At 50.8% G+C, this 22,467-nt stretch carries 20 protein-coding genes, 1 pseudogene, 2 CRISPR repeat arrays and 1 riboswitch; of the genes and pseudogenes, 13 read left to right on the top strand and 8 right to left on the bottom strand.

The features are described from left to right. Nucleotides 1–61: 61 nt before the first annotated feature. Complete coding sequence (gene yvcK / locus AB3Y96_RS14495; RefSeq protein WP_072309888.1) at nt 62–970, bottom strand: uridine diphosphate-N-acetylglucosamine-binding protein YvcK; 909 nt, start codon at nt 968–970, stop codon at nt 62–64. Between the two features lie 250 nt (nt 971–1,220). After that, a riboswitch (molybdenum cofactor riboswitch) is annotated at nt 1,221–1,374 on the top strand. Here yvcK and moaA point away from each other — a divergent pair. From moaA to AB3Y96_RS14430, 13 genes and pseudogenes are all read left to right on the top strand, one after another. Beyond that, the gene (gene moaA, locus AB3Y96_RS14490; protein ID WP_367299529.1) at nt 1,365–2,351 is read left to right on the top strand and encodes a GTP 3',8-cyclase MoaA; all 987 of its coding nucleotides are present in this window, start codon (nt 1,365–1,367) and stop codon (nt 2,349–2,351) included. (Overlaps the previous riboswitch by 10 nt.) A gap of 36 nt (nt 2,352–2,387) precedes the next feature. Then, nucleotides 2,388–2,870, top strand: coding sequence for a cyclic pyranopterin monophosphate synthase MoaC (moaC, locus tag AB3Y96_RS14485; RefSeq protein ID WP_072309890.1), 483 nt, complete (start codon nt 2,388–2,390; stop codon nt 2,868–2,870). Continuing rightward, nucleotides 2,867–3,109, top strand: coding sequence for a molybdopterin synthase sulfur carrier subunit (gene moaD / locus AB3Y96_RS14480; RefSeq protein ID WP_072309891.1), 243 nt, complete (start codon nt 2,867–2,869; stop codon nt 3,107–3,109). Before moaC ends, moaD begins: the two co-directional genes overlap by 4 nt. Next, complete coding sequence (moaE, locus tag AB3Y96_RS14475; protein ID WP_139130976.1) at nt 3,109–3,564, top strand: molybdopterin synthase catalytic subunit MoaE; 456 nt, start codon at nt 3,109–3,111, stop codon at nt 3,562–3,564. Before moaD ends, moaE begins: the two co-directional genes overlap by 1 nt. Nucleotides 3,565–3,703: 139 nt before the next feature. Further along, nucleotides 3,704–4,031: a CRISPR direct-repeat array (repeat unit 28 nt; unit sequence GTTCACTGCCGTACAGGCAGCTTAGAAA). 802 nt (nt 4,032–4,833) lie between these two features. Then, nucleotides 4,834–5,817 carry a type I-F CRISPR-associated endonuclease Cas1f gene (gene cas1f / locus AB3Y96_RS14470; protein ID WP_367299528.1) on the top strand — a complete coding sequence of 328 codons (984 nt, stop codon included), beginning with the start codon at nt 4,834–4,836 and terminating at the stop codon, nt 5,815–5,817. Beyond that, on the top strand, nt 5,814–9,056 hold the full coding sequence (gene cas3f / locus AB3Y96_RS14465) for a type I-F CRISPR-associated helicase Cas3f (RefSeq protein ID WP_367299527.1): 3,243 nt from the start codon (nt 5,814–5,816) through the stop codon (nt 9,054–9,056). Before cas1f ends, cas3f begins: the two co-directional genes overlap by 4 nt. A gap of 24 nt (nt 9,057–9,080) precedes the next feature. Next, nucleotides 9,081–10,397: pseudogene (gene csy1, locus AB3Y96_RS14460) on the top strand (type I-F CRISPR-associated protein Csy1). Further along, nucleotides 10,390–11,322 carry a type I-F CRISPR-associated protein Csy2 gene (csy2, locus tag AB3Y96_RS14455; RefSeq protein ID WP_367299526.1) on the top strand — a complete coding sequence of 311 codons (933 nt, stop codon included), beginning with the start codon at nt 10,390–10,392 and terminating at the stop codon, nt 11,320–11,322. The pseudogene csy1 and the gene csy2 overlap by 8 nt, the downstream one beginning before the upstream one ends. Before the next feature lie 11 nt (nt 11,323–11,333). Then, entirely contained in the window at nt 11,334–12,332 is a 999-nt protein-coding gene (csy3, locus tag AB3Y96_RS14450; protein ID WP_367299525.1) for a type I-F CRISPR-associated protein Csy3, read from the top strand. Nucleotides 12,333–12,341: 9 nt separating this feature from the next. Next, a complete protein-coding gene (gene cas6f, locus AB3Y96_RS14445; protein WP_367299524.1) occupies nt 12,342–12,896 on the top strand; it encodes a type I-F CRISPR-associated endoribonuclease Cas6/Csy4 in 555 nt (184 codons plus the stop codon). 208 nt (nt 12,897–13,104) lie between these two features. Then, nucleotides 13,105–13,432: direct repeats of the CRISPR family, unit length 28 nt; unit sequence GTTCACTGCCGTACAGGCAGCTTAGAAA. Between the two features lie 90 nt (nt 13,433–13,522). Next, the gene (locus AB3Y96_RS14440) at nt 13,523–13,780 is read left to right on the top strand and encodes a hypothetical protein (protein ID WP_367299523.1); all 258 of its coding nucleotides are present in this window, start codon (nt 13,523–13,525) and stop codon (nt 13,778–13,780) included. Between the two features lie 128 nt (nt 13,781–13,908). Continuing rightward, the gene (locus AB3Y96_RS14435) at nt 13,909–14,487 is read left to right on the top strand and encodes a flavodoxin family protein (protein WP_367299522.1); all 579 of its coding nucleotides are present in this window, start codon (nt 13,909–13,911) and stop codon (nt 14,485–14,487) included. A 261-nt stretch (nt 14,488–14,748) separates the two neighbouring features. Further along, a complete protein-coding gene (locus tag AB3Y96_RS14430) occupies nt 14,749–15,459 on the top strand; it encodes a Bax inhibitor-1/YccA family protein (RefSeq protein WP_025798019.1) in 711 nt (236 codons plus the stop codon). 86 nt (nt 15,460–15,545) lie between these two features. Here the strand turns inward: AB3Y96_RS14430 and AB3Y96_RS14425 are convergent, their stop codons facing one another. The 7 genes from AB3Y96_RS14425 to nrdB all read right to left on the bottom strand — a co-directional run bounded on the left by AB3Y96_RS14425 (nt 15,546) and on the right by nrdB (nt 22,411). Next, nucleotides 15,546–16,262, bottom strand: coding sequence for an ABC transporter ATP-binding protein (locus AB3Y96_RS14425; RefSeq protein ID WP_367299521.1), 717 nt, complete (start codon nt 16,260–16,262; stop codon nt 15,546–15,548). Further along, entirely contained in the window at nt 16,249–17,100 is an 852-nt protein-coding gene (locus tag AB3Y96_RS14420; protein WP_367299520.1) for an ABC transporter ATP-binding protein, read from the bottom strand. Before AB3Y96_RS14420 ends, AB3Y96_RS14425 begins: the two co-directional genes overlap by 14 nt. After that, on the bottom strand, nt 17,093–17,917 hold the full coding sequence (locus AB3Y96_RS14415; RefSeq protein WP_072309899.1) for an ABC transporter permease: 825 nt from the start codon (nt 17,915–17,917) through the stop codon (nt 17,093–17,095). Before AB3Y96_RS14415 ends, AB3Y96_RS14420 begins: the two co-directional genes overlap by 8 nt. After that, nucleotides 17,917–18,960, bottom strand: coding sequence for an ABC transporter permease (locus AB3Y96_RS14410; RefSeq protein WP_367299519.1), 1,044 nt, complete (start codon nt 18,958–18,960; stop codon nt 17,917–17,919). Before AB3Y96_RS14410 ends, AB3Y96_RS14415 begins: the two co-directional genes overlap by 1 nt. A 36-nt stretch (nt 18,961–18,996) precedes the next feature. After that, on the bottom strand, nt 18,997–20,595 hold the full coding sequence (locus AB3Y96_RS14405) for an ABC transporter substrate-binding protein (RefSeq protein ID WP_367299518.1): 1,599 nt from the start codon (nt 20,593–20,595) through the stop codon (nt 18,997–18,999). A gap of 339 nt (nt 20,596–20,934) precedes the next feature. Continuing rightward, nucleotides 20,935–21,180 (bottom strand): class I ribonucleotide reductase maintenance protein YfaE, encoded by a 246-nt coding sequence (gene yfaE / locus AB3Y96_RS14400; protein WP_367300326.1) that lies wholly within the window; start codon nt 21,178–21,180, stop codon nt 20,935–20,937. A 100-nt stretch (nt 21,181–21,280) separates the two neighbouring features. Then, nucleotides 21,281–22,411: a class Ia ribonucleoside-diphosphate reductase subunit beta gene (gene nrdB, locus AB3Y96_RS14395; RefSeq protein WP_367299517.1), complete on the bottom strand. Its 1,131-nt coding sequence runs from the start codon at nt 22,409–22,411 to the stop codon at nt 21,281–21,283. Between the last annotated feature and the right edge of the window lie 56 nt (nt 22,412–22,467).

Below are 22,467 nucleotides of genomic sequence, written 5' to 3'. Positions count from 1 at the left end.
AGTGATGATAAGCCCTGAAAAAGTATTTGTTCAGGGCTTATGTTTGCAGAATGTGCGCAAATTAGCTTAACTGCTGCAACGCTTTCTCAATGGCCATGCGCAGCAGATCGCGATCGTGGCGATAAGGAATATCGCTGGCTTCCAGCGTTTCCTGCACCACCACCCGATTTTCCATTCCCTGAATGTTGACCTTTGGCCCCACGACCACGCCGTCGATAGCATGTCCGCCGATGGCTTCTTCCATAATGCGCAGCTTATCGGGTAGGGTTAATGCCGCTGCCGCCACGCTAAGCTCTTTGCCTAGATTACCGATGTAAATCATATGTGCGCGGGTACGGCGCAGGGCGCGCGTCAGATCTTCCAGCAGCAGCAAAGGCATGAGACTGGTTAAGAAACTTCCGGGGCCAATCAGGATCAGATCGGCTTTTTCAATGGCGTCGACGGCCTCACGCGTTGCCTTTACCTGTGGTTCAAGCATCAGCTGCGCAGGCATTTCTTTAAGCTGGTCGATGTTCACTTCGCCATAAATAACGTGTCCATCTTGGTCGATGGCGTTGAGATCGACCGGCTGTTCTGACATTGGAATAAGCGAAGCATCAACTTTCAGCAAACTGCGGATCAGGTTAATGGCTTCCAGCGGGCGCACGCTGAGGTGATCTAAGGCTTTTAACATCAGATTTCCAAGGTTATGCCCCGCTAATTCACCGTTACCGTTAAAACGATACTCAAACATGGCAGAAGCCACGCTGGGCTCGGTGATCAACTGATTCAAACAGTTACGCATATCGCCCCACGCGATACCGCCTTCTGAGCGACGAATACGCCCGGTTGAACCGCCGTTATCCGTTGTGGTGACAATGCCTGTTAAACGTGAACCCAGCGGTGACAAGGCTGACATCACGCGGCCAAGGCCGTGTCCGCCTCCTAGGGCGACGACCTTATCGAGATCGGCTAAAGCGCGGTTTCGCATAAAAATCCTACAAAATGAAAATAAACTGTGGGTAAAGTACCGGATCACGCCGAAAAAGGCGAAACCCAGACTTATTTGCGTGATTTATATCAAGTATAGTGGGGCGGTAACTAGTGTATTCTGCACCTAAGTTACTGACATAAAAGCGTTATGTATAAAATTATACAGCGAGATATGTTTGGTAAGCCAGAAAATAAACGCTAGAATTTAATGAATTACTCAGAGATGTGGTGTGAGCGTGCATGCTCTCATGGCGTCTGAACTCCTAGCCCTTTTGCCTAAGTTGATTAATAAACATCTGTTTCCAATCAATAGGGTGTCTGGGCCGTGGCTATAAGCCACCAGGGTACAAGGTAGAAATGCCTGTGCCTCCCGAATTGGAAAGGTGTTAACAATGCTCCAACTGACTGACGCATTTGAGCGTAAGTTTTATTACTTGCGCCTTTCGATCACAGACGTATGCAATTTTCGCTGTACGTACTGTCTGCCAGACGGCTACAAGCCGAACGGCCACGCCAACAAAAGCTTCTTATCTCTTAACGAGATCCGCCGCGTCAGCCGTGCATTTGCCGAATTGGGCACCGAGAAGGTGCGTTTAACCGGCGGTGAACCCTCCTTGCGTCGCGATTTTGTCGACATCATCTCAGCGGTACGTGAAAACCCATCGATTCGAACGCTGGCGGTCACCACCAACGGCTATCGTATGGCGCGTGATATTGCCGATTGGCGCGCTGCGGGTCTAACGGCGGTTAACGTTAGCGTGGATAGCCTCGACGCTCGCCAGTTTCACGCCATCACCGGTGAAGATAAGCTCAAGCAGGTGATGCAGGGGATTGACGCGGCATTTGATGCCGGTTTTGAAAAGGTGAAGGTAAACACCGTGCTGATGCGCGACGTTAACGACCGCAGCCTGAACGGTTTTCTTAACTGGATCAAAACCCGCCCAATTCAAATGCGCTTTATTGAGCTGATGGAAACTGGAGACGGCGGCAGTTTATTCCGCAAGCATCATGTCTCAGGCGAAGTCATCCGCGATCAATTGCTGGCCCTTGGCTGGCAGCGTCAAGAACGCTCTCGCAGCGATGGTCCTGCACAGGTTTTCAGTCATCCTGATTATCTGGGTGAAGTTGGGCTGATCATGCCTTATGAAAAAGACTTCTGCGCCAGCTGTAACCGCCTGCGAGTCTCTGCCATCGGCAATTTGCACCTGTGCCTGTTCGGTGAATCCGGCATTCCGTTGCGCGATTTACTGGCGGGTGATGAACATCTTGATGAGCTGAAAATGCGTATCCAAGGCGGTTTGCGGCATAAAAAGCAAACGCATTTCTTGCATGATGGCAACATCGGGCATACGCAGAATCTTTCCTTCATCGGCGGCTAACGTTGCCTTAACTCGTTATTAATCTAAAAGAAAACTATGAGCCAACTTACCCATATTAATGCGGCCGGTGAAGCCCACATGGTCGATGTTTCTGCCAAAGCAGAAACCGTGCGTGAAGCCCGCGCTGAAGCTTATGTTGAAATGAAACCAGAAACGCTGGCGATGATTGTTGAAGGCAAACACCATAAGGGTGATGTTTTTGCTACCGCGCGTATCGCAGGCATCCAAGCGGCAAAACGCACGTGGGAGCTAATCCCGCTTTGCCATCCGCTGTTGCTGACCAAAGTTGAGGTTCAGCTTTCTGCTGAAGTCGATACCAACCGTGTGCGTATTGAGTCTTGCTGCCGCTTAACCGGCAAAACCGGCGTGGAGATGGAAGCATTAACCGCGGCTTCGGTGGCTGCGCTGACCATTTATGACATGTGCAAAGCGGTACAAAAAGATATGGTTATCGGCCCGGTTCGCCTGCTGGCGAAAAGCGGCGGGAAGTCCGGTGATTTTAAGGCGGATGCATCATGATTAAAGTTCTATTTTTTGCTCAGGTACGTGAGCTGATTGAAACCGATGCGCTTCAGTGTGAACTCTATCCGACGGTTGAGGCGCTGCGCGCGGCACTGGCCGAGCGTGGCGACAAATGGGCACTGGCGTTAGAGACGGGTAAGTTGCTGGCTGCTGTAAACCAAACGCTGGTGGAGTTCTCGCATCCTCTGCAAGTGGGTGATGAAGTCGCCTTCTTCCCACCGGTTACTGGGGGTTAATGATGGAAAACACCCGTATTCGCGTAGGTCTTGAGAATTTTAGCGTTGGTGACGAATACCAATGGCTATCGCAGTGCGAAGACGATGGCGCGGTGGTGACATTCACCGGCAAAGTACGCAACCACAATCTTGGCGATAACGTCAGCGCGTTAACGTTAGAGCACTATCCTGGGATGACGGAAAAAGCGTTAAATGAAATTGTGGCTGAAGCCCGTTCGCGTTGGCCTCTACAGCGCATTTCGCTGATCCATCGGATTGGCGCAATGTATCCCGGCGATGAAATTGTTTTCGTTGGGGTGACCAGCGCACATCGCAGCATGGCCTTCGATGCCGCCGAGTTCATTATGGATTACCTCAAAACCCGCGCACCGTTCTGGAAGCGAGAAGCAACAGAGCAGGGCGATCGCTGGGTTGATGCCCGCGACAGCGACCACCAAGCGGCAAAACGCTGGTAAACTCTTCCAACCCTTTTTTCTGACTCCGTGCTAACTCATTGATTTTTCATTCCTCCAACGAGCAGCCAGAAAAAAGGGTTAAATTCCCCAAAATGAGCTACCGATCTGATTAATCGAACCTTTCTGCGAATATCCTACAGTTCACTGCCGTACAGGCAGCTTAGAAAAAAAGCATTATCTACAATCTGATTAGCTGCTGGTTCACTGCCGTACAGGCAGCTTAGAAATCTGGCGTAGGTTGGCAGTGATTCTTCATGCAGTTCACTGCCGTACAGGCAGCTTAGAAATCGAACGTCGCAGATGATAAGTCAATGACATCGTTCACTGCCGTACAGGCAGCTTAGAAAAAGCATGGATAGCCAGCGGCTTTATAACTTCTGTTCACTGCCGTACAGGCAGCTTAGAAAGAGCGGATCAGAAGCGTGGCTACCCAATTTTTGTTCACTGCCGTACAGGCAGCTTAGAAATCTGCATCCAGCGGCAGCGCTATCACTCACTCGGAAAACCGATTTTCATTGGCTCTCCGCTGTCATCGGTGATTAGGACGCGATTGCGAACGCAAAAACTTTTCCAACCAAACTTATATGCACACGGTTGTTATCACACCTTATCTTTACGTTCGGTGAGTCGCTAACAAGCACGGGAGGTTTGTTTGGTTTGATCATCAGTGGGGATATTTTTCATTAGATAGTCGCTATAAAAATTGGGAATTGTTGCATCACTACTATCATCTAAAATAATACTTACATATATGCCAGAAATAATTTCATATGATGAAGTTAAATTATAGTCATTTAAATGAATGATTTTTGCTTGTGAAATAGAAAAAATATAGCTGCTAAAATAATTAAAAAGAGCAATGTATTAATAGTCTTGCTCTTTTGCATATCTAATACCTGTTTCTTTCATCGCTTAATCATCGCCGTATGGGCTGTCTCCCAAGCATTGCGTTCCATTTTCCGCAGTTAACGGCTTGTGTTTTGCTGTGCACAGCTAGCCCCTCGTTTTAGCCATGGTGGCTTGAATGAGATATTCTCTGCTGAATATTTATCGTTTGTTGTATTCTAAAATTGAATATATTTTCATTGTGCGGATGGCGCGTATTTCAATCTGACTTTTAAGTTTTATTTTCTATGTATCAACTTGAAATCTTTAAGCCCAATATTTTACAAATTTCAGAATTACTGCATCGTTAAGTGTGATTTAAGTTAAATTTCCCTTATGTATTGAATGGTATTTTTACCCTATCTCAAGCGATGGAATAACGATGTGAACAACAATGATTTCTCTCCATCTGACCTTAAAACAATTCTGCATTCTAAACGCTCAAATATCTATTACCTCCAGTATTGCCGTGTATTAGTGAACGGCGGTCGGGTTGAATATGTGACGGATGAAGGGCGTGAATCACTGTATTGGAATATCCCCATCGCGAATACCACCGTCGTTATGTTGGGTACCGGAACCTCGGTGACTCAGGCCGCAATGCGAGAGTTTGCCCGCGCTGGGGTATTAGTCGGCTTTTGTGGCGGTGGAGGAACGCCCTTGTTTGCCGCCAACGAGGTTGAGGTGGATGTCTCGTGGTTAGCTCCGCAAAGCGAATATCGTCCCACTGAGTATCTGCAAAATTGGGTGAGTTTTTGGTTTGATGATGACAAACGTTTAGCCGCCGCCGTGCGCTTTCAGCGCGTGCGGGCCGAGCAAATTCGCCGTCATTGGCTAGGCTCGCCGATGCAGCGTGAGGAAGGCTTTAGGTTAGACGAGTCACGCCTGCAGGGTTTGCTACAACGTTACGAACAGAATTTGGAAAAGTGCGTAAATCATACCGATTTGATGGTGCAAGAGGCCGTTATGACGAAGGCTTTGTATAAACTCGCCTCAGATTCAACCCAATACGGTGAGTTTACCCGCGCCAAGCGCGGCGGCGGTACCGATATGGCGAATCGCTTTCTCGATCATGGTAACTATTTGGCTTACGGTCTGGCTGCGGTGGCGGCTTGGGTCACCGGTTTGCCGCATGGCCTCGCGGTGCTGCATGGTAAAACGCGGCGCGGTGGATTGGTTTTTGATATTGCCGATTTGATCAAAGACGCACTGGTTTTGCCACAGGCCTTTATTGCTGCGATGGCGGGAGATGACGAGCAAGAGTTTCGCCAGCGTTGTTTAACCGGTTTTCAGCGTGCAGACGTCTTGGATACGATGATTGAAACGCTGCAAGATACCGCCCAGCAACTCGCCCAGAGCAAACCATGAATATTTTGCTTATATCCCAATGCAGCAAAAACGCGCTGGTTGCTTCCCGCCGGATCCTCGATCAGTTTGCCGAGCGCAAAGGCGACTGCGCATGGCAAACGGCGATAACGCTGGACGGGCTGAATACGCTACGCCGCCTATTGCGCAAAACGGCAAGAAGAAATACGGCGGTCGCCTGCCACTGGATTAAAAGCGGCGGCCAGACGGAGCTGCTCTGGATTGTGGGAAATTTACGGCGTTTTAACGTGCAAGGGGCGGTGCCCACAAATCGAACTTCGCGTGATGTTCTCAAAAGCCAAGATGAAAATCAGTGGCACAGCGCCGAAGCGATTAGCCTTCTGGCGGGCATTGCGGGCTTGTTTCATGATTTTGGCAAAGCTAATGCGTTGTTTCAGCTCGGGCTTAAGGGAAAATCTGAGCGTGGTTTCCAGCCTTTACGCCATGAGTGGATTTCCGTGCGGCTGTTTCAGGCTTTTGTTGGTACGCAAACCGATAAACAGTGGTTGGGCAAACTGGGTTGGCTAGCGCCACAAGACGAAAAAGAGTGGCTGGCAAACCTACAAAAAGACAGTAAAGAGAAGAGCGATAGCCCTCTCGTCAATCTGCCACCGCTGGCGCGAGTGATCGCTTGGCTGATTATTTCTCATCACCGTTTGCCGCAGTATTTAGGGAAAAATGAGCCAGAACTATCCAGCAGTAGGACATGGCTGGAAAATCAACTTAACGTGTACTGGAACGCGCTCAACCACGAAAAGAGCGATTGGCGCGATAGCGATTTCGATAAAGTTTGGACGTTTCCCAACGGCACGCCGCTGCGCAGTCAAACTTGGCGTAACAAAGCCAATCAACTGGCGAAGCGGGCTGTTCATGCCGTGTCTCTGCCAGATTTTGGCTCGCTTGATCAAACATTTACCGTGCATCTTGCCCGTTTGGCCTTGATGCTGGCGGATCATCATTACTCCTCTCAGAAACCAATACCTGACTGGCAGGATGAAACCTACCACGCATGGGCAAATACCAAAGAGGGTAAGCTAAAACAAAAACTGGACGAGCATGTTGTTGGCGTTAGCCACCATGCTTTCCTGTTGGGACGATCTTTTGCCGCGCTGCGCGGTCAGTTACCCGCCATTTCACGGCATAAAGGTTTTCGGGAAAGGGCAAAGGACGGGCGTTACCAGTGGCAAAATAAGGCGTGGGACAAGGCTGAGAGCCTGCGTGAACGTTCGCAAAAGCAGGGCTTTTTCGGTATCAATATGGCCTCTACAGGCTGCGGTAAAACGCTCGCCAACGCACGTATTATGTATGCGCTGGCGCGTGAAGAAGAGGGGTGTCGTTTCACCGTTGCATTGGGGCTGCGCACGCTGACATTACAAACCGGCGAAGCATTACGCGTAAGGCTTGGGTTGGGCGAGGACGATTTAGCGGTGCTGGTCGGTTCTCGTGCGGTGCGAGAGCTGCACAACGAGCCTGATGACGATAATAACAGCGCATCTGAAGAAGCGCTTTTTGAGTCACATCAATATGTGCATTACGACGGCATGCCTAATACAGGGCCACTGCGTCAATGGCTGGACGAGGACACAAAGCTGCGTCAGCTGGTAGACGCACCGGTGCTGGTCGCCACTATCGACCATCTGATGCCAGCCACCGAAGGCGTGCGTGGCGGCAAACAAATTGCCCCGATGCTGCGATTACTGACCAGCGATTTGGTGCTTGATGAGCCGGATGATTTTGAGATTGAAGATCAGCATGCGCTTTGTCGCTTGGTGAACTGGGCGGGAATGCTGGGGGGGCGTGTATTGCTCTCTTCCGCAACATTGCCCCCTGCACTTGTTCAGGCTTTATTCTCGGCCTATTGCACGGGGCGCCAAGCATATCAGCAAGCCTGTGGTGAACCAGGATTGCCGCTCAATGTCTGCTGTGCGTGGTTTGATGAAGATGACTCTTGCACAGGCGAGCTCGGTCGTCCTGGCGATTTTTATGAAGCACATTGTGATTTTGCAGGGCAGCGTGCCAAACGGCTACCGGCCAAACCCGTGCTGCGCAGGGCAGAGATTGTTACGGTGTTACCGTCGTCATCTAAGCCCGAGGCGGTCATTGACGCGGTAGCGCAGACTTTCCACGATAAAATGTTGGCGCTGCATGCGAAACATCATGAAGAGCAGGCGGACAAAACCGTATCGCTGGGGCTGGTGCGTATGGCGAATATCAATCCGTTGGTCGCCACCGCCAAAGCGTTGATGGCGATGCCTTCGCCTGATGGCTTTTGCGTTCACTATTGTGTTTATCACAGCCAACATCCGTTGGTGATGCGTTCATATATGGAAAAACAGCTCGATGCGGCGTTTTCCCGTTCGGGGGAAAATAACTCGCTCTGGGATAAGCCGGAGATCCGTCGGGCGGTAGAACAAAGCGCAGCCAAACATCATTTATTCGTTGTGCTAGCCACTTCCGTGGTCGAAGTTGGCCGCGACTGGGACGCCGACTGGGGCATTATTGAGCCAAGCTCGATGCGTTCACTGATTCAGTTTGCCGGGCGTATTCAGCGCCATCGGCAGAGGCCCCCACAAATTTCAAACCTGCTCATCCTCAATAAAAACGTGCGCGCACTCCGCCAGAAAACCCCGGCGATGTGTCAGCCCGGTTTTGAAACAAAACGTTTTTTACTCGCCAGTCACGATCTCAAAGAGAACCTGCAACCAGAACAGTACCTGCACATTAATGCGGTACCGCGGATTTTGGATATGTCATCAAAACCCGTCGAGGGTCAGTGTTACACCAGTCTGGTCGAGCTTGAGCACGGGCGTTCACAGTTGGAGTTAATGGGCAGCGAGGCGAAACATCCCGCAGCCGTGCACTGGTGGCGGCTGCCGGTTAACTGGAGTGGAGAGTTACAACGCCGTACGCCGTTTCGCCGTTCACAGCCGGAAAGGCAATATTTTTTGCGCATGGAAGACGAGTTTGATGAACCGAAGTTTTTCTTCCGCGACGAAGATAGTGCAGCAGGTTGGAAAGCCGCTGGGGAGTTTTGCTATCAGCCGCAAGAAATGGCGGAAGGGGTATTGGCGTGGATGGCAATGGATTATGAACAGGTATTACAGAGCGTAGCCGATGCTCGAGAGATGGCGCTTGCTAACGTCTGCGAGCGGTACGGCGAAATCAACCTGCGCGTGAGTAAAGAACAGGAGGCCGAAGCGTGGTTATGGCACCCCGTGCTGGGTGTGTTTAGGCCTCTTTAATTCGTATCAGGGACAGGAGTGTGTATGTCATATCAAGGGTTGACCGTTTTTATTGAAGAGTACATTGCCGGACGACGGCAAACAAAACTCGATGCATTTGATAAGGAAATGATCAAACGGCAGGCTGTGGGGGAAGACGAAAGCACCTTGCTACAAGAGCGGCATGAACTGGCGTCGCGCTATGAAACTCGCAGCTGGTTAACGGATGCCGTCAACCGTATTGGGCAAATCAGCTCGGCTACTCATGTTGCCAAGTTCGCTCATGGTGATTCAAAAAGCAGCAGTGTTTTCAGCGAAACTACTGAAAATGAAGGCTATCTCTCTACCGCAACTATCTTGAATCCCTGTATTGATTTTACAGGAAATGCGGCGGTTTTTGATGTCGCAAATCTGCTTAAAACTGAAGTAGAAGGGGACTCGCTGCTAGCTTGTTTGCAACGCGGTGATAGCTCCGTACTGGCAGAGCTGGCGGAGGACGATGAGCAACTTGCGTTTTGGATGACGGGGTTTACTAGCGTCCTTATAGCCAAGCCACCTGCGTCTCATAAACTGGCAAAGCAGATCTATATTCCTGTTGAAGGGGGATACCATTTGCTTGGACCGCTGTTTTCCTCACCTCTTGCTCAGGCTTTAAATCAGCGCATGGTAGCGTTGCGCTTTAGCGAGGAAAGTAAAGCCATTTGGAAAGCTCGCCGTGATAAAAAATGGCATGCTGATCCGCTGGTGATTTTTCCTCAGACGGCGGTGATGAACTTTGGTGGCACCAAGCCACAAAACATATCAGCACTCAATAGCAGCCGAGGTTGGCGTGTGTGGCTTCTATCCTCAGCCTCACCGCAGTGGAAAACTCAGGATAAACCGCCAGTGGCATTGAATAGCTTCTTCGGCCAAGGTCCATATGAACGGGCAACCAGCACGTTGCGTCGTCGTTTGATCCAACTATTGCTGGGCGCGGGAGAAAATAATAATCAAGCTATTCGCCAGCAGCGCGACCGCTACATAGATGAACTTATCGACCTGTTATTCAACATCGCGGCTGATCTACAGCGTAGGGAATTTGAGGGCTGGACCGCGGATGAAAAGTGCTAACTCAAACCTCACCAACAGCTTTGGCTCGATCCGTGGCGGGCAAAAAACGACGAGGCATTTTTTAACGAGCGCGAGAAAGGCGATTGGCAAGATGCGGTAGCCAATGATTTTGCGCTGTGGTTAAACAGCCATCTTCGTCGTGCTGAACTCAAGGTCGGGGAGACCGAGCGTCGAGAATGGCAGACCCAGCCACTTTTCAAGCGTCGTCTGCACGAAATGGAGCAGGCTATCAGGAGATGCCGCGATGAGTAATATCATTATTTTACCGTGGATTACGGTAGAAAACGCCAACGCAGTTGCCGGACTCACCTGGGGGTTTCCTGCGATTACTCATTTTCTGGGTTACACGCATGCATTATCTCGAAAACTGCAAATCAGCCACGGCCTCACCCTAGAAGGTTGCGGTGTCATCTGTCATCGCCACCAAATTCACGCTTATTCATCTGGGCGCGATTATCAGTTTGCTCTCACTCGTAATCCGTTGACCAAAGAAGCCAAAACCGCCTCGTTTAACGAAGAGGGCCGTATGCATATGACGGTTTCTCTGGTGATTGAGTGTCACGGTGAAATTGCTAACGGTGATGTCGGTATGCAAGCGCTGGCTAAGTATCTGCAAGATCTTTGCCAAACGCAAAAACTGGCAGGGGGCACCATTACCCAATTGCGCAATGTTCAGGTGTGTAGCGCCGGCAACTTAAGCGCCAATCTCTACGGCCTGATGCCGGGTTTTGCGTTGTATGACCGTTCGCTCTGGCTTGACGAGCATTTCCAAGCGCTAAAACAGCAAAATCCTGATGTGGAAATGATGGACGCATGGCTTGATTTTGCTGCGTTGAAAATGGCGGCGAAAGCAGATCAAGATCAAGAAGATAGCGCGACATGGGAGTATGTGAAAAAACCTCGTCTGGGCTATCTCGTCCCGCTAATGACCGGCTGGCAGCGAATTTCCCCGCTTTATGAACCCGGCACCGTGGTCAACGCTCGCGACAGCGATACACCGTTTTGTTTTGCCGAACCCGTTTATGGCATAGGGGAGTGGCGAGGCGTACATCGTATTCAAGAACCTGATGAGCTGTTCTGGCGCTATCACATTACTGACACTGGATATTACTGCCGTGGGCAAGCCTTGCCTGACGACGTTACACAAGATGATTCACATTACTCAGACGAATTTTAAGGGATGAAAAAATGGCTAAAACTTCAGTTATCAAAACCGCTTCAGTACTCGCTTTTGAACGCAAACTGGCTAATTCAGACGCGGTAATGTATTCGGGTAATTGGCAGGGGAATGTCTGGCAGCCCATCCAGATTCAAGAAAAAGCGGTGCGCGGTACCATCTCCAACCGATTGAAGAGCGCGCTTGCCAGCGATCCAGCAAAGCTCGACGTCGAAATCCAAAAAGCCAACCTACAGCGCGTTGACGTTGCCGCTTTGCCAATGGATGCCGATACGTTGAAAGTGACGTTTACCCTGCGCGTGCTGGGTCATTTGTCTACGCCGTCGGTGTGTAACGATCAGGAATATCAGCTTGCTTTGCAGGACGTGATTGAGGGCTATATCGCCGAGCACGGTTTTGCTGAACTGGCTGCACGCTACGCTGAGAATCTGGCGAATGGTCGTTTTCTATGGCGCAACCGTATTGGCGCGGAGGCGATTGAAGTGCATGTCTCTTTTGGAGAACAGCATTGGAAATTCGATGCGCAGAATTATAGCCTGCGCGAGTTTGGCCAACCGAAAGGCGATTTGAAGGCGTTGGCACAGGTGATTGAAACCGGGCTGCGCGGAGAAAGTTTTGCGCTGCTGACCGTGAATGCTTTTGTGCATTTAGGGGCTGGGCAGGAAATTTTCCCATCGCAAGAGTTGGTTCTCGACAGCAATAGCAAAAAAAGCAAGGTGTTGTACCAAGTCAGCAACGTGGCCGCGATGCATTCGCAAAAAATCGGTAACGCGCTACGTACTATCGATACTTGGCATCCGATGGTTGAATCTTTAGGGGCAATTGCCGTGGAACCTTATGGCTCGGTAACCAGCCGTGGCGTTGCCTGTCGCCAACCAAAAGAAAAAATGGATTTTTACACGCTGCTGGATAAATGGGTGACCAAAGGCGAAAAGCCGGCGGTGGAGCAACAACATTACGTGATGGCGGTTCTAATTCGCGGCGGTGTATTTGGTGAAAAAGGTGAATAAGGGGCTGATATGAATTTTTATCAGGATATCCGCGTGTTGGAAGACCCTGAGTTTAGCGAACCGATGCTGATGGCGGCGCTGTTTGCCAAACTGCATCGCGCCCTCGGCGCTTATGGCCAAGGTGATGTTGGCGTCAGCTTTCCGCGAGCGACGAAAACTCTCGGTGACACCATTAGGCTGCACGGCTCACAGCAGGCATTATCTGCGATAGAAGCCACCCAGTGGCTAAAGGGACTGCGAGACTATAGCCAGTGCGCTGAAATTTTAGCGGTGCCAGAAAAAGTGGCCTATCGCACGGTGAGCCGCGTGCAGGTAAAAAGCAGCGCGGAACGGCTGCGACGTAGATCGGTAAAAAAAGGTTGGCTAACCGAAGAGCAGGCGCGATTGCAGATTTTGGATGCTAATGAGCAGAAAACATCGTTGCCTTTTATCGTGCTAAAAAGTTTGTCCACCGGACAAATGTTTCATCTGTTTATTTGTCAGGGCGAACTGCAAACGCAGCCAACGACGGGCAAATTTAGTAGCTATGGCTTAAGCGCAACGGCAATGGTGCCGTGGTTTTAGCTAATCATCCGCGTTGATATCCCTGTGCTTATAAATGGCAGGGATATGTTTTATTTCATTGCCGATCAAATCTTGCGAACCCTTTTTTTGTACGTGTATCTAATTTATTGATTTTTAGTGTCCATAACTAACGTGCAGAAAAAAGGGTTAATCTCATTAAAATGAATTAATGATCTGATTAGTCAGCTTTTTTAGCTAATTCTCAACAGTTCACTGCCGTACAGGCAGCTTAGAAAGTAGTTTCAGCGCCAGAAGCAACGCCCGTAATGTTCACTGCCGTACAGGCAGCTTAGAAAAGCAAGAAGACGCAACACGTGAGCGAAAATTTGTTCACTGCCGTACAGGCAGCTTAGAAAAATGGCGCAAGAGCTAAAGCAAAAGGCGTGCAGTTCACTGCCGTACAGGCAGCTTAGAAAAATAGCCGCCCGTCACTTTGCTTATCGCATCAGTTCACTGCCGTACAGGCAGCTTAGAAAAGGCGATAGTGCGCGTGGGTCCAAACACATAAGTTCACTGCCGTACAGGCAGCCACAAATTAGCTTCTGCTTTATTTTCACTATACTTATTTCAGCGCTGCACCGGTGTTGCAGTATTTGAGGTAACTTTCGTAGAGGTAAGGGGCTAATTTGATTTGGTTTGAGCAAGGTCTTTATTTGCGGGTTGAGGAGTTGGAGAACGGGCCACGACCTTTGCCGCTACGTAGCGGGTTTAGTTGTGAAATAGCCTATCGGGCGTTAGGCGTGTTTAATCCCTCAGAATCATCGGATGCTTACTACATATTATCTAACGATCGGGATGAAATATGGTTTATCTGTAATCGACACCTACGGACGGTTGCGCTTTTACCTGATACCACTGATTTTAGGCGTCCGATTGTCTATTGAGTCTGGGCGTGAGTGTTCCTGCTGCTGTATTTGAATGAAAAAACCATCTCCCTAGACGCCATCCTATTCCCGACGTATAAATATTCTCAGGCGTATAACGAATTAACCAACGTGTGAGGAGTTATTTTATGACAGCATTAGCCGTGGTTTTTCATAGTGGATACGGGCATACCGCCAAAGCCGCAGAGGCGGTAGCTGCGGGTGCGCAGCAGGTAGAGGGGGTAACCGTTGACGTTTTAGCTATCGACAGCGAAGGCAATTTGCCGGAAGGAGGATGGCATCTGTTAGCGCAGGCCGACGCGATTATTTTTGGTAGCCCAACCTACATGGGCGGGCCGTCTTGGCAGTTTAAGAAATTTGCAGATTCCTCTTCGAAGCCTTGGTTTAGCCAAGAGTGGAAAGATAAAGTTTTTGCTGGGTTCACTAACTCAGCCAGCATGAACGGCGACAAACTCGGCACGCTCGATTATATGTTCCATCTCTCACAGCAGCATGGCGGGGTGTGGGTCGGGATGGGCATGTTGCCATCCAATACCAAAGCGGCAAACCGCAATGATGTGAACTATATTGCCGGTTTTTCAGGGCTAATGACGGTATCGCCTTCCGATGCCTCGCCGGATGAAGCGCCGCTGCCGGGCGATTTGGAAACCGCGCGCAAGTTCGGTGAGCGAGTGGCGAATGTAACCAAACGCTGGTCAGGCGTTTAACGTATATACCCGTCATACTTCAAGCTGCTTATCGTTGGCTGCATTCAAGCAACTCGAATGATTTTGGGTATAAATTGCCGCCGTGCTTAACTGCACGGTGGGTTAAAAACGCCACATAAGTAAATATTGCTTAAATCTGAAATATATCGGCACACTCAGCCCGCAGCAAAAAGACGGTTCTGTGGTAGGCTTATTAAGAGAACTGTCTGGTTGTTTTACCAATACAGATAATATTGTCATTTTTAGCTAAAGGTGATCTTCATGGATCGATATCCTCGTGATAATGGCTCGATCGTAGAGCGCGCAAATTCGGGCCTACAGGCATATATGGCGCAAGTGTATGGCTGGATGACATGTGGGTTGTTGCTCACGTCCATCGTGGCGTGGTACGCCGCGCATACGCCAGCCGTGCTGAATTTTATTTTCTCCAGCAAAATTACCTTTTTCGGTTTAATCATTGTGCAGTTGGGGTTGGTGTTTGTGCTGTCAGGTATGGTGCAGAAACTGAGCGCCGCCGCCGCAACCTCGCTGTTTATGCTCTATTCGGCACTCACCGGATTAACGCTGGCGAGTATTTTTATCGTCTATACCTATTCGTCTATCGCGAGCACTTTCGTGGTTACAGCCGGTATGTTCGGGGCAATGAGCCTCTACGGTTACACCACCAAGCGTGATTTGAGCGGCATTGGCTCGATGATGTTTATGGGGCTGATCGGTATCATTCTGGCGTCGCTGGTGAATATCTGGCTGAAAAGCCCAGCGCTGACGTGGGTGATTACCTATGCGGGCGTGATTATCTTTGTGGGTTTGACCGCGTATGATACTCAGAAGCTGAAAGCTATGGGCGAACAGCTGAATCCTGAAGATAAAGATAACTTCCGTAAATACTCGATTTTGGGCGCGTTAACCCTGTATCTGGACTTCATTAACCTGTTCTTGATGCTGCTGCGTATTTTCGGCAACCGTCGCTAATCGCTGATTTACGCTACTGATTCAATCGGTTATTAAAGCCCCCTGAGCCTTTATCTGCTCAGGGGGCTTTTTCATATCAATCGACCTCAGTCGAAACGATGTTCACCGCGCGCTAACGCCGCGCGATCAAACTCCCGCATAATTCTTCCATCCTCCATCAGCGCCGCGCGCTGTGACATATGTGCAATCACGTCGACGTCGTGGCTGACGAGCAGATAGGTCATGGAATGCAGCCGCTTTAGCTCGTTAAGCAGATTAAGAATTTCAGCCTGAACCGACATATCGAGCGCAGAGGTGGGCTCATCGAGCAGTAAGATTTTAGGCCGCAGCAGCAGGGCGCGGGCGATAGCGACGCGTTGGCGTTGCCCTCCCGAAATTTGGTGAGGAAAGCGCTGCGCTGCATCGGCGGGAAGTCCGACTTGCTGCAGTGCTTCTGCCACCCGTTGCTCTACGTTAGCTTCGCGATGAATTTGCAGCGGCTCTGCTAAAGAACGATACAAACGATGCTGAGGATGCAGCGAGGCATAGGGATCTTGAAACACCATCTGCACATTGCGGCGAATTTCACCGCTGAGCCCTTTCTGCGGGCGTAGGGGAGAGCCTAATAAATCAATCTGCCCCTGCCACTCACGCTGTAAACCGGCGATGACGCGCAGGATAGTCGATTTCCCACAGCCTGATGCGCCGATTAGGCTAAAGGTTTCCCCCTCATTGACCTGAAAATGCGCCGACTGCACCACGTGTTTGCGCTGTCGTCCGTCAGAAAAACTGACGTGCAAATCTTGAATGTTAATCAGCGGCACGAGGTTCTCCTCCAAAAGCGCGTGAGCGATCCAGAACCGGTAGCAGGGAACCGTAGGTTTGGGCATTCGGTCGACAGGTCCAGAGCGTTCGGGTGTAAGGATGCGTAGCCTGCGGAAGCTCCGCTGCCCGCAATTCATCAACGCACTGCCCTTGATACATCACCATCACGCGGTCGCAGTGTTCGGCCACCAACGGCAGATCGTGGCTAATCAGCAATAACCCCATCTGGCGCTGTTCGCACTGTTCCACCAAAAGAGAAAGTATTTGATGGCGCAGCCGAGCATCCAGCGCAGAGGTGGGTTCATCAGCGATCAGCACCTTTGGATTGTTGATCAGCGCAATGGCAATCATGGCGCGCTGCCCCAGCCCGCCAGAAAGCTCGCCCGGATAGCGTTTTAGGCTATGCGCTGGCAGCCCGACCGATTCGGCGGTGTGCATTATCAACTCATCACGTTGACGGCGCGATAGACGCTGGTGCAGCGTAAGCGCCTCTTCAATTTGGCGATAAATGGTATGCACCGGATTGAGCGCGTAGCGAGGATCTTGCAGCACCATAGCGATGCTATTGCCGCGCAGCGCAGACCATTGTTTGGGCTTTAGTTCCAGTAAATTCTGCTGCTCGAAACGTAGCGTCGTAGCGCTAATTTTGCCCGGCTGACGAATTAGCCCCATCAGCGCGCGAGCGGTCATTGATTTGCCGGAGCCGGATTCTCCCACTAAGGCTAAACGCTCATGGCCTAAGGAAAAATTTAGCTGATTGACGACGCACGCCTGACCAAAGTGAACCGATAAATCTACCGCTTCAATCAGCGAATGGTTTTGCGAAATGTCAGTCATGATCGGACTCCAAAATATCACGCAGGCCATCGCCCAGCAGATTGAACGCTAAACTGCTGAGCAGAATCGCAGCGCCGGGAATGGCGGCAATCCACCACTGATCGAAGATCACCTGCATGCCGTCGGCGATCATCGCGCCCCATTCAGCCATCGGTGGGCGAGCGCCTAAGCCCAAGAAGCCCAAGCCCGCAGCCGCCAGAATAATACCGGCTAAATCCAGCGCTAAACGCACGATGGCGGAAGGCAAGCAGAGTGGCAAAATATGTCCCCACATCAGCCTGAAACCACGAATGCCCAGCATTTCTGCGGCGCTGAGATAATCGCTGTTTCTGAGCTTTTGAATTTCAGTTCGAGCCTGACGGGCATAGGCGGGCCACGTGGTGAGCGCCAGCGCCAGTGCGCCATTGATAAGCCCAGGCCCCAGCATGGCGACAAAGGCAAAGGCTAAAATTAAGCGCGGCATCGACATAACAACATCGGTAAATCGCATCAGCACGCGTTCTGTCCAACCGCCGTAATAGCCGGATAAAATCCCGATCAGCAGGCCGAGCGGAAGCGTGATCGCGGTTACCAACAGCACCATGCCTAACATCGGGCGGGTGCCATACAGCAGCCGGGCCAACATATCTCGCCCATAGGCGTCAGTGCCGAGCCAATGCCCCGGTTCGGGCGGCAGCAGCCGCGCCGCTGCGTTTTGCCAATTGGGATCTTGCCCGGCTAACCACGGCGCAAAAATGGCGCAGAGCATCAGCAGCAGGATAATCACCAATCCACAGCAGGCCGCCGGTGAACGGAGAATTTTTCTTAATAGATTCATTAGTGCACCCTCGGATCGGTGAGACGTACCAACAGATCCGTCAGGTTATTAATCAACACGAAACACACGCCAATGACTAGCGTACCGCCCATCACCGCCGTGGTGTCACCGGCAAACAGCGCGGTAGTGAGGTAACGCCCAATGCCCGGCCATGAGAATACGGTTTCGGTGAGAACCGCACCTTCCAGCATGCCGGTATAGACCAGCGCAATCACGGTGAATAACGTTCCGCGAATATTGGGCAACACGTGGCGTATCAGAATGGTGGTTTCGCTCGCCCCTTTGGCGCGTGCAAGCGTGACGTACTCTTTATTCATTTCACCCAGACACGCCGAGCGTGTGAGTCGCGTGATGCTGGCCATCGAAAAATAGGCCAACAGCAAAACCGGGAGCGTCAGGTGATTAATGGCGTTGAGAAACGCGCCGCTGTCACCGGAGAGCAGAGTGTCGATGAGCACAAAACCAGTTTTGGCCTCAACGCTGTATTGATAAATATCGTCCAGTCTTCCCGGCCCAGCGCTCCACTGCAAACGCGCATAGAACAGCAGCAGCATCAGCAGGCCAAGCCAGAAGATAGGCACCGAATTGCCGAGCAGGGTAAGAGTGCGGATGGTTAAATCCCACGCCGTTCCGACATAACGCGCGCACAGCACGCCCAGCAAAACGCCGAGTGTGGCGCCGATAATGAGCGCTAACGTGGCTAACTCCAGCGTGGCAGGAAATACCGTGAGTAAATCCTGTAGCACCGGCTGGCCGGTTGCGCTGGCGGTGCCCAGATCGCCGTGCCCAAGCTGGATCAGATAGTGCCAGAACTGCACCGGCAGTGGCTGATCCAGCCCGAGCTGGTGACGAACCTGATTGTAGGTGGAGACGCTGGCATGATCGCCAACGATTTGTAATACGCGATCGACGGGAGAGAGCGCGGAAAGCAAAAACGTAATCAGCAGCAGCCCGAAAAGCGTTAATGCGAGCGTAAGCAGACCCTGCAACAGGGTCTGTAAATGACGCCGGAAATTATTTTCCGGCGTGAAGTCAGCAGCCATAGTTTCTCCGCTTAAGGTAGATAAAAAGCGAAAGAATTACTTGGTTACGCGATCGTAGTAAACCATATCGGCGTTCAGCCCCTGCTGATAGCCTTTCACGTTGTCGCGCAGCACAACCTGAGTTTTGGCCTGATCGATAAACACATACGGTGAGCTACGCTGTAGCTCTTGCTGCATTTTAGTATACCTATCCAAACGTTTGGCGCTATCGGCCTCGGCAACGGCGGCGAGCGTTTGTTGGCTCAGCTCAGGGATTTTCCAGCCGTTTAGCCATGCGACGGTGCTGCCTTTGTTATCGTTGTAGGCAAAGGCGCTGGCGTTGGAATGCGCATCGAAATAGTCCGGCAGCCACATGCGGATCGCGGCCTGATGCTCGCGCGCACGCACGCGTGCATAAACCTGACTTCCTGCCGCAGGCAGCAGATCCACTTTCACGCCGCCTTGCGCGAAGCTGGCCTGAATAGATTGAGCCACGGTGATAAACGGCGCTTTGTTTTCAACATCCAGCGTGAAGGCGGCATTTTTGATCCCGGCTTTCTCGAGAATGGCTTTGGCCTTGGCAGGATCGAAGTTAAACGGATTGTTCTCCAGCGCGCCGTTAAAACCGACCGGCAGGAAACTCTGATGCACAAAGTATTGGCCTTTGAGTAAGTCCTGCGTGATGCCTTTGTAATCGACCAGATAGCGAGCCGCTTCCCACAGCGCAGGATTTGCCAGTAATGAATTCGCGGTATTGCCGGTGTTAAATGCTAAATAATTTTGCTCGGCAGAAGGAATGCTCATCACGTTAATACCGGCCTGATTTTGCAACGCGGAGGTTTGGTCAGCGCCAAGCCCACGGGCAATATCGGCATCACCTTGCTGGATCAGCAAACGGCGAGACGCCGGATCGGGCACGTTTTTAATAATGATATTGGCGATTTTAGGTGCGTCGTTTGACAGCGGGTTGGCATCCAAAACGATGGCCTGATGCGGCTGATAAACGCGCATTTTGAACGGCCCACTTCCGGCTGAGTGCATTTTGAGCCACTCATTACCAAAATCATCTTTTTTGATATTTGGCGTAACGGTTTTTTCATCGACGATGGAGGCAATCGGCGTTGAGAGAATGTTAAGTGCCACATCGGGGCTGACGTTGGCGGTCCACGTGAGCTGCAGCGTATGGTCGTCAATTTTCTTCAGATGGCTAGCGACGTTATCCGCTTCCCAGCCTAATACGTTCAAAATGAACGCCGGTGATTTATTGAGGGTTACCGCACGGGTATAAGAAAAGATAACGTCTTCAGGGCGCACAGGGTTACCGGAAGAGAATTTGGCATCAGGGCGCAGTTTAACGGTGAGTGTTTTATTGGCTGCGTCGCCTTGCCAGCTCTCGGCTAACACAGCATCAATTTTGGCTGGGTTATCGCGATTGGCTTGGATCAGGCGCTGATAGAGACTAGGCACCGTTTGAATACTGGAAAGCTCGTTGCTTTCGGCTGGATCGAGGCTGGCAATATCATCCAGCGTTTGCACCACGACCAGTGTTTTCGGTGGCGTCGCCGCCCATGCGTTGGCGCTTAACGTTCCGGCGGAAAGGGAGGCCAAAATCAGCATAGGTAGCAGTTTGGCTTTCGTTGTTATTGTATTTGGCATTGTTGAACAGCTCCGTGATAAGACTCGATTCGAATTACTTGGGGAATATAAATGGCTGACACCACACTAAAAAAGCGCAGCTAAGCATGCAAAGTCCGATAAGGAGTTTGCTAGAACCAAATAATCTATGAACAGTCGCTGATTATTTATAAATCGGCTGCCAGCACACGTCTGAGCCAAACCGAGTCCTTATCACATAAAAAGCGAGCTACATCATACAATTGATTGTGCGGTGTTTGAAATAAACATGTAAAAATGTGGGAGCAAGGACAGGTTTTTGTGGGCGTTATCAGTGTGATAGGGGAAGGGATTGTAGATAAAAAATCGCGGTGGAAGCGATTAAAGCTCCACCTCGATGTCTCCGTCTGGATGGCAACAACAAGGCAAAATTTCACCCTCGTTGATGAAAGCCAGCGGCTGTTGGCGATAAATCACGCGCCCCTTGGTCATTTTGCAACGACAGGATCCGCAATAGCCTGAACGGCACTGGTATTCCACCTGCACATTATGATGCTCAAGGGCTTCAAGCAGCGAGGTTTTGCCGTGCGTGAACGCAAGCTTAGTGCCAGAAAGGGCGAGTGTGATGCTGGACGTAAACGGCTCAACGCTGGCATTTTCAGCCTCGATGCTAGCGGCATCGTCGGCCGCCAGCGTCGAGTCTTGGTAAGGTGAAAAGCTCAAGGGATTACAGCTCGAAGTCGCTCAGGTCATCAGCGTTGACTTCAGAGTCAATCTGACCAACCAGATAAGAACTCACTTCCACTTCCTGCGGTGCCACTTGAACGTTATCAGACACCAGCCAAGCATTGATCCAAGGAATTGGGTTAGAGCGCGTTTGGAACGGCAGCCCCAAGCCAACGGCCTGCATGCGGATATTGGTGATGTATTCAACGTATTGGCACAGGATATCTTTGTTCAAGCCAATCATAGAGCCATCGCGGAACAGATACTCTGCCCACTCTTTTTCCTGCTGCGCAGCGAGAACAAACAGGTCATAGCATTGCTGCTCGCACTCAACGGCAATTTCGGCCATTTCAGGATCGTCCTGACCTGAACGCATCAGATTCAGAATATGCTGGGTGCCGGTTAGGTGTAAGGCTTCATCGCGGGCAATCAGTTTGATGATTTTAGCGTTACCTTCCATCAGTTCGCGTTCGGCAAAGGCGAAAGAGCAGGCGAAGCTGACGTAGAAGCGAATGGCTTCCAGCGCGTTGACGCTCATCAAACACAGATAAAGCTGCTTCTTGAGGTCGCGCAGGTTGACGTTGACGGTTTTACCGTTGACGGTATGAGCGCCTTCGCCCAGCAGATGCCAGTAACCGGTCATCTCAATTAAATCATCGTAGTAGCCGGAAATGTCTTTCGCACGCTTGAGGATTTCTTCGTTGGTGACGATATCATCAAACACCACCGCCGGATCGTTAACGATATTACGAATAATATGCGTGTAAGAGCGTGAGTGAATGGTTTCGGAGAACGACCAAGTTTCGACCCAGGTTTCAAGCTCTGGGATAGAGATCAGCGGCAACAGCGCGACGTTCGGGCTGCGTCCCTGAATCGAATCCAGCAGGGTTTGATATTTCAGGTTGCTGATAAAAATGTGTTTTTCATGGTCTGGCAGCGCTTGATAGTCGATACGGTCGCGAGACACGTCAACTTCTTCGGGGCGCCAGAAGAAAGAGAGCTGTTTTTCGATCAGCTTTTCAAAAATTTCATGCTTTTGCTGGTCGTAACGCGCCACGTTAACCGGCTGACCGAAGAACATGGGTTCGAGTAACTGATCGTTTTTGTTTTGCGAGAATGTGGTATATGCCATAAAACTATAATCCTACCGTTTAGGATAAAACCGCCGATGGATATCGGCGGTTTCGT

Origin of the sequence: Hafnia alvei, from assembly GCF_964063325.1 — a bacterium.
GTDB classification, from domain to species: domain Bacteria; phylum Pseudomonadota; class Gammaproteobacteria; order Enterobacterales; family Enterobacteriaceae; genus Hafnia; species Hafnia alvei_B.
Note: the sequence above shows the minus strand (reverse complement) of the source record. Positions and strands in the feature narration are given on the sequence as shown.

Excerpts from the sequence above, each read along its gene's own strand:
- yvcK (WP_072309888.1), bottom strand. The coding sequence starts at position 970 with ATGCGAAACCGCGCTTTAGCCGATCTCGATAAGGTCGTCGCCCTAGGA.
- moaA (WP_367299529.1), top strand. The coding sequence starts at position 1,365 with ATGCTCCAACTGACTGACGCATTTGAGCGTAAGTTTTATTACTTGCGC.
- moaC (WP_072309890.1), top strand. The coding sequence starts at position 2,388 with ATGAGCCAACTTACCCATATTAATGCGGCCGGTGAAGCCCACATGGTC.
- moaD (WP_072309891.1), top strand. The coding sequence starts at position 2,867 with ATGATTAAAGTTCTATTTTTTGCTCAGGTACGTGAGCTGATTGAAACC.
- moaE (WP_139130976.1), top strand. The coding sequence starts at position 3,109 with ATGATGGAAAACACCCGTATTCGCGTAGGTCTTGAGAATTTTAGCGTT.
- cas3f (WP_367299527.1), top strand. The coding sequence starts at position 5,814 with ATGAATATTTTGCTTATATCCCAATGCAGCAAAAACGCGCTGGTTGCT.
- csy2 (WP_367299526.1), top strand. The coding sequence starts at position 10,390 with ATGAGTAATATCATTATTTTACCGTGGATTACGGTAGAAAACGCCAAC.
- csy3 (WP_367299525.1), top strand. The coding sequence starts at position 11,334 with ATGGCTAAAACTTCAGTTATCAAAACCGCTTCAGTACTCGCTTTTGAA.
- cas6f (WP_367299524.1), top strand. The coding sequence starts at position 12,342 with ATGAATTTTTATCAGGATATCCGCGTGTTGGAAGACCCTGAGTTTAGC.
- AB3Y96_RS14435 (WP_367299522.1), top strand. The coding sequence starts at position 13,909 with ATGACAGCATTAGCCGTGGTTTTTCATAGTGGATACGGGCATACCGCC.
- AB3Y96_RS14430 (WP_025798019.1), top strand. The coding sequence starts at position 14,749 with ATGGATCGATATCCTCGTGATAATGGCTCGATCGTAGAGCGCGCAAAT.
- AB3Y96_RS14420 (WP_367299520.1), bottom strand. The coding sequence starts at position 17,100 with ATGACTGACATTTCGCAAAACCATTCGCTGATTGAAGCGGTAGATTTA.
- AB3Y96_RS14415 (WP_072309899.1), bottom strand. The coding sequence starts at position 17,917 with ATGAATCTATTAAGAAAAATTCTCCGTTCACCGGCGGCCTGCTGTGGA.
- AB3Y96_RS14410 (WP_367299519.1), bottom strand. The coding sequence starts at position 18,960 with ATGGCTGCTGACTTCACGCCGGAAAATAATTTCCGGCGTCATTTACAG.
- AB3Y96_RS14405 (WP_367299518.1), bottom strand. The coding sequence starts at position 20,595 with ATGCCAAATACAATAACAACGAAAGCCAAACTGCTACCTATGCTGATT.
- nrdB (WP_367299517.1), bottom strand. The coding sequence starts at position 22,411 with ATGGCATATACCACATTCTCGCAAAACAAAAACGATCAGTTACTCGAA.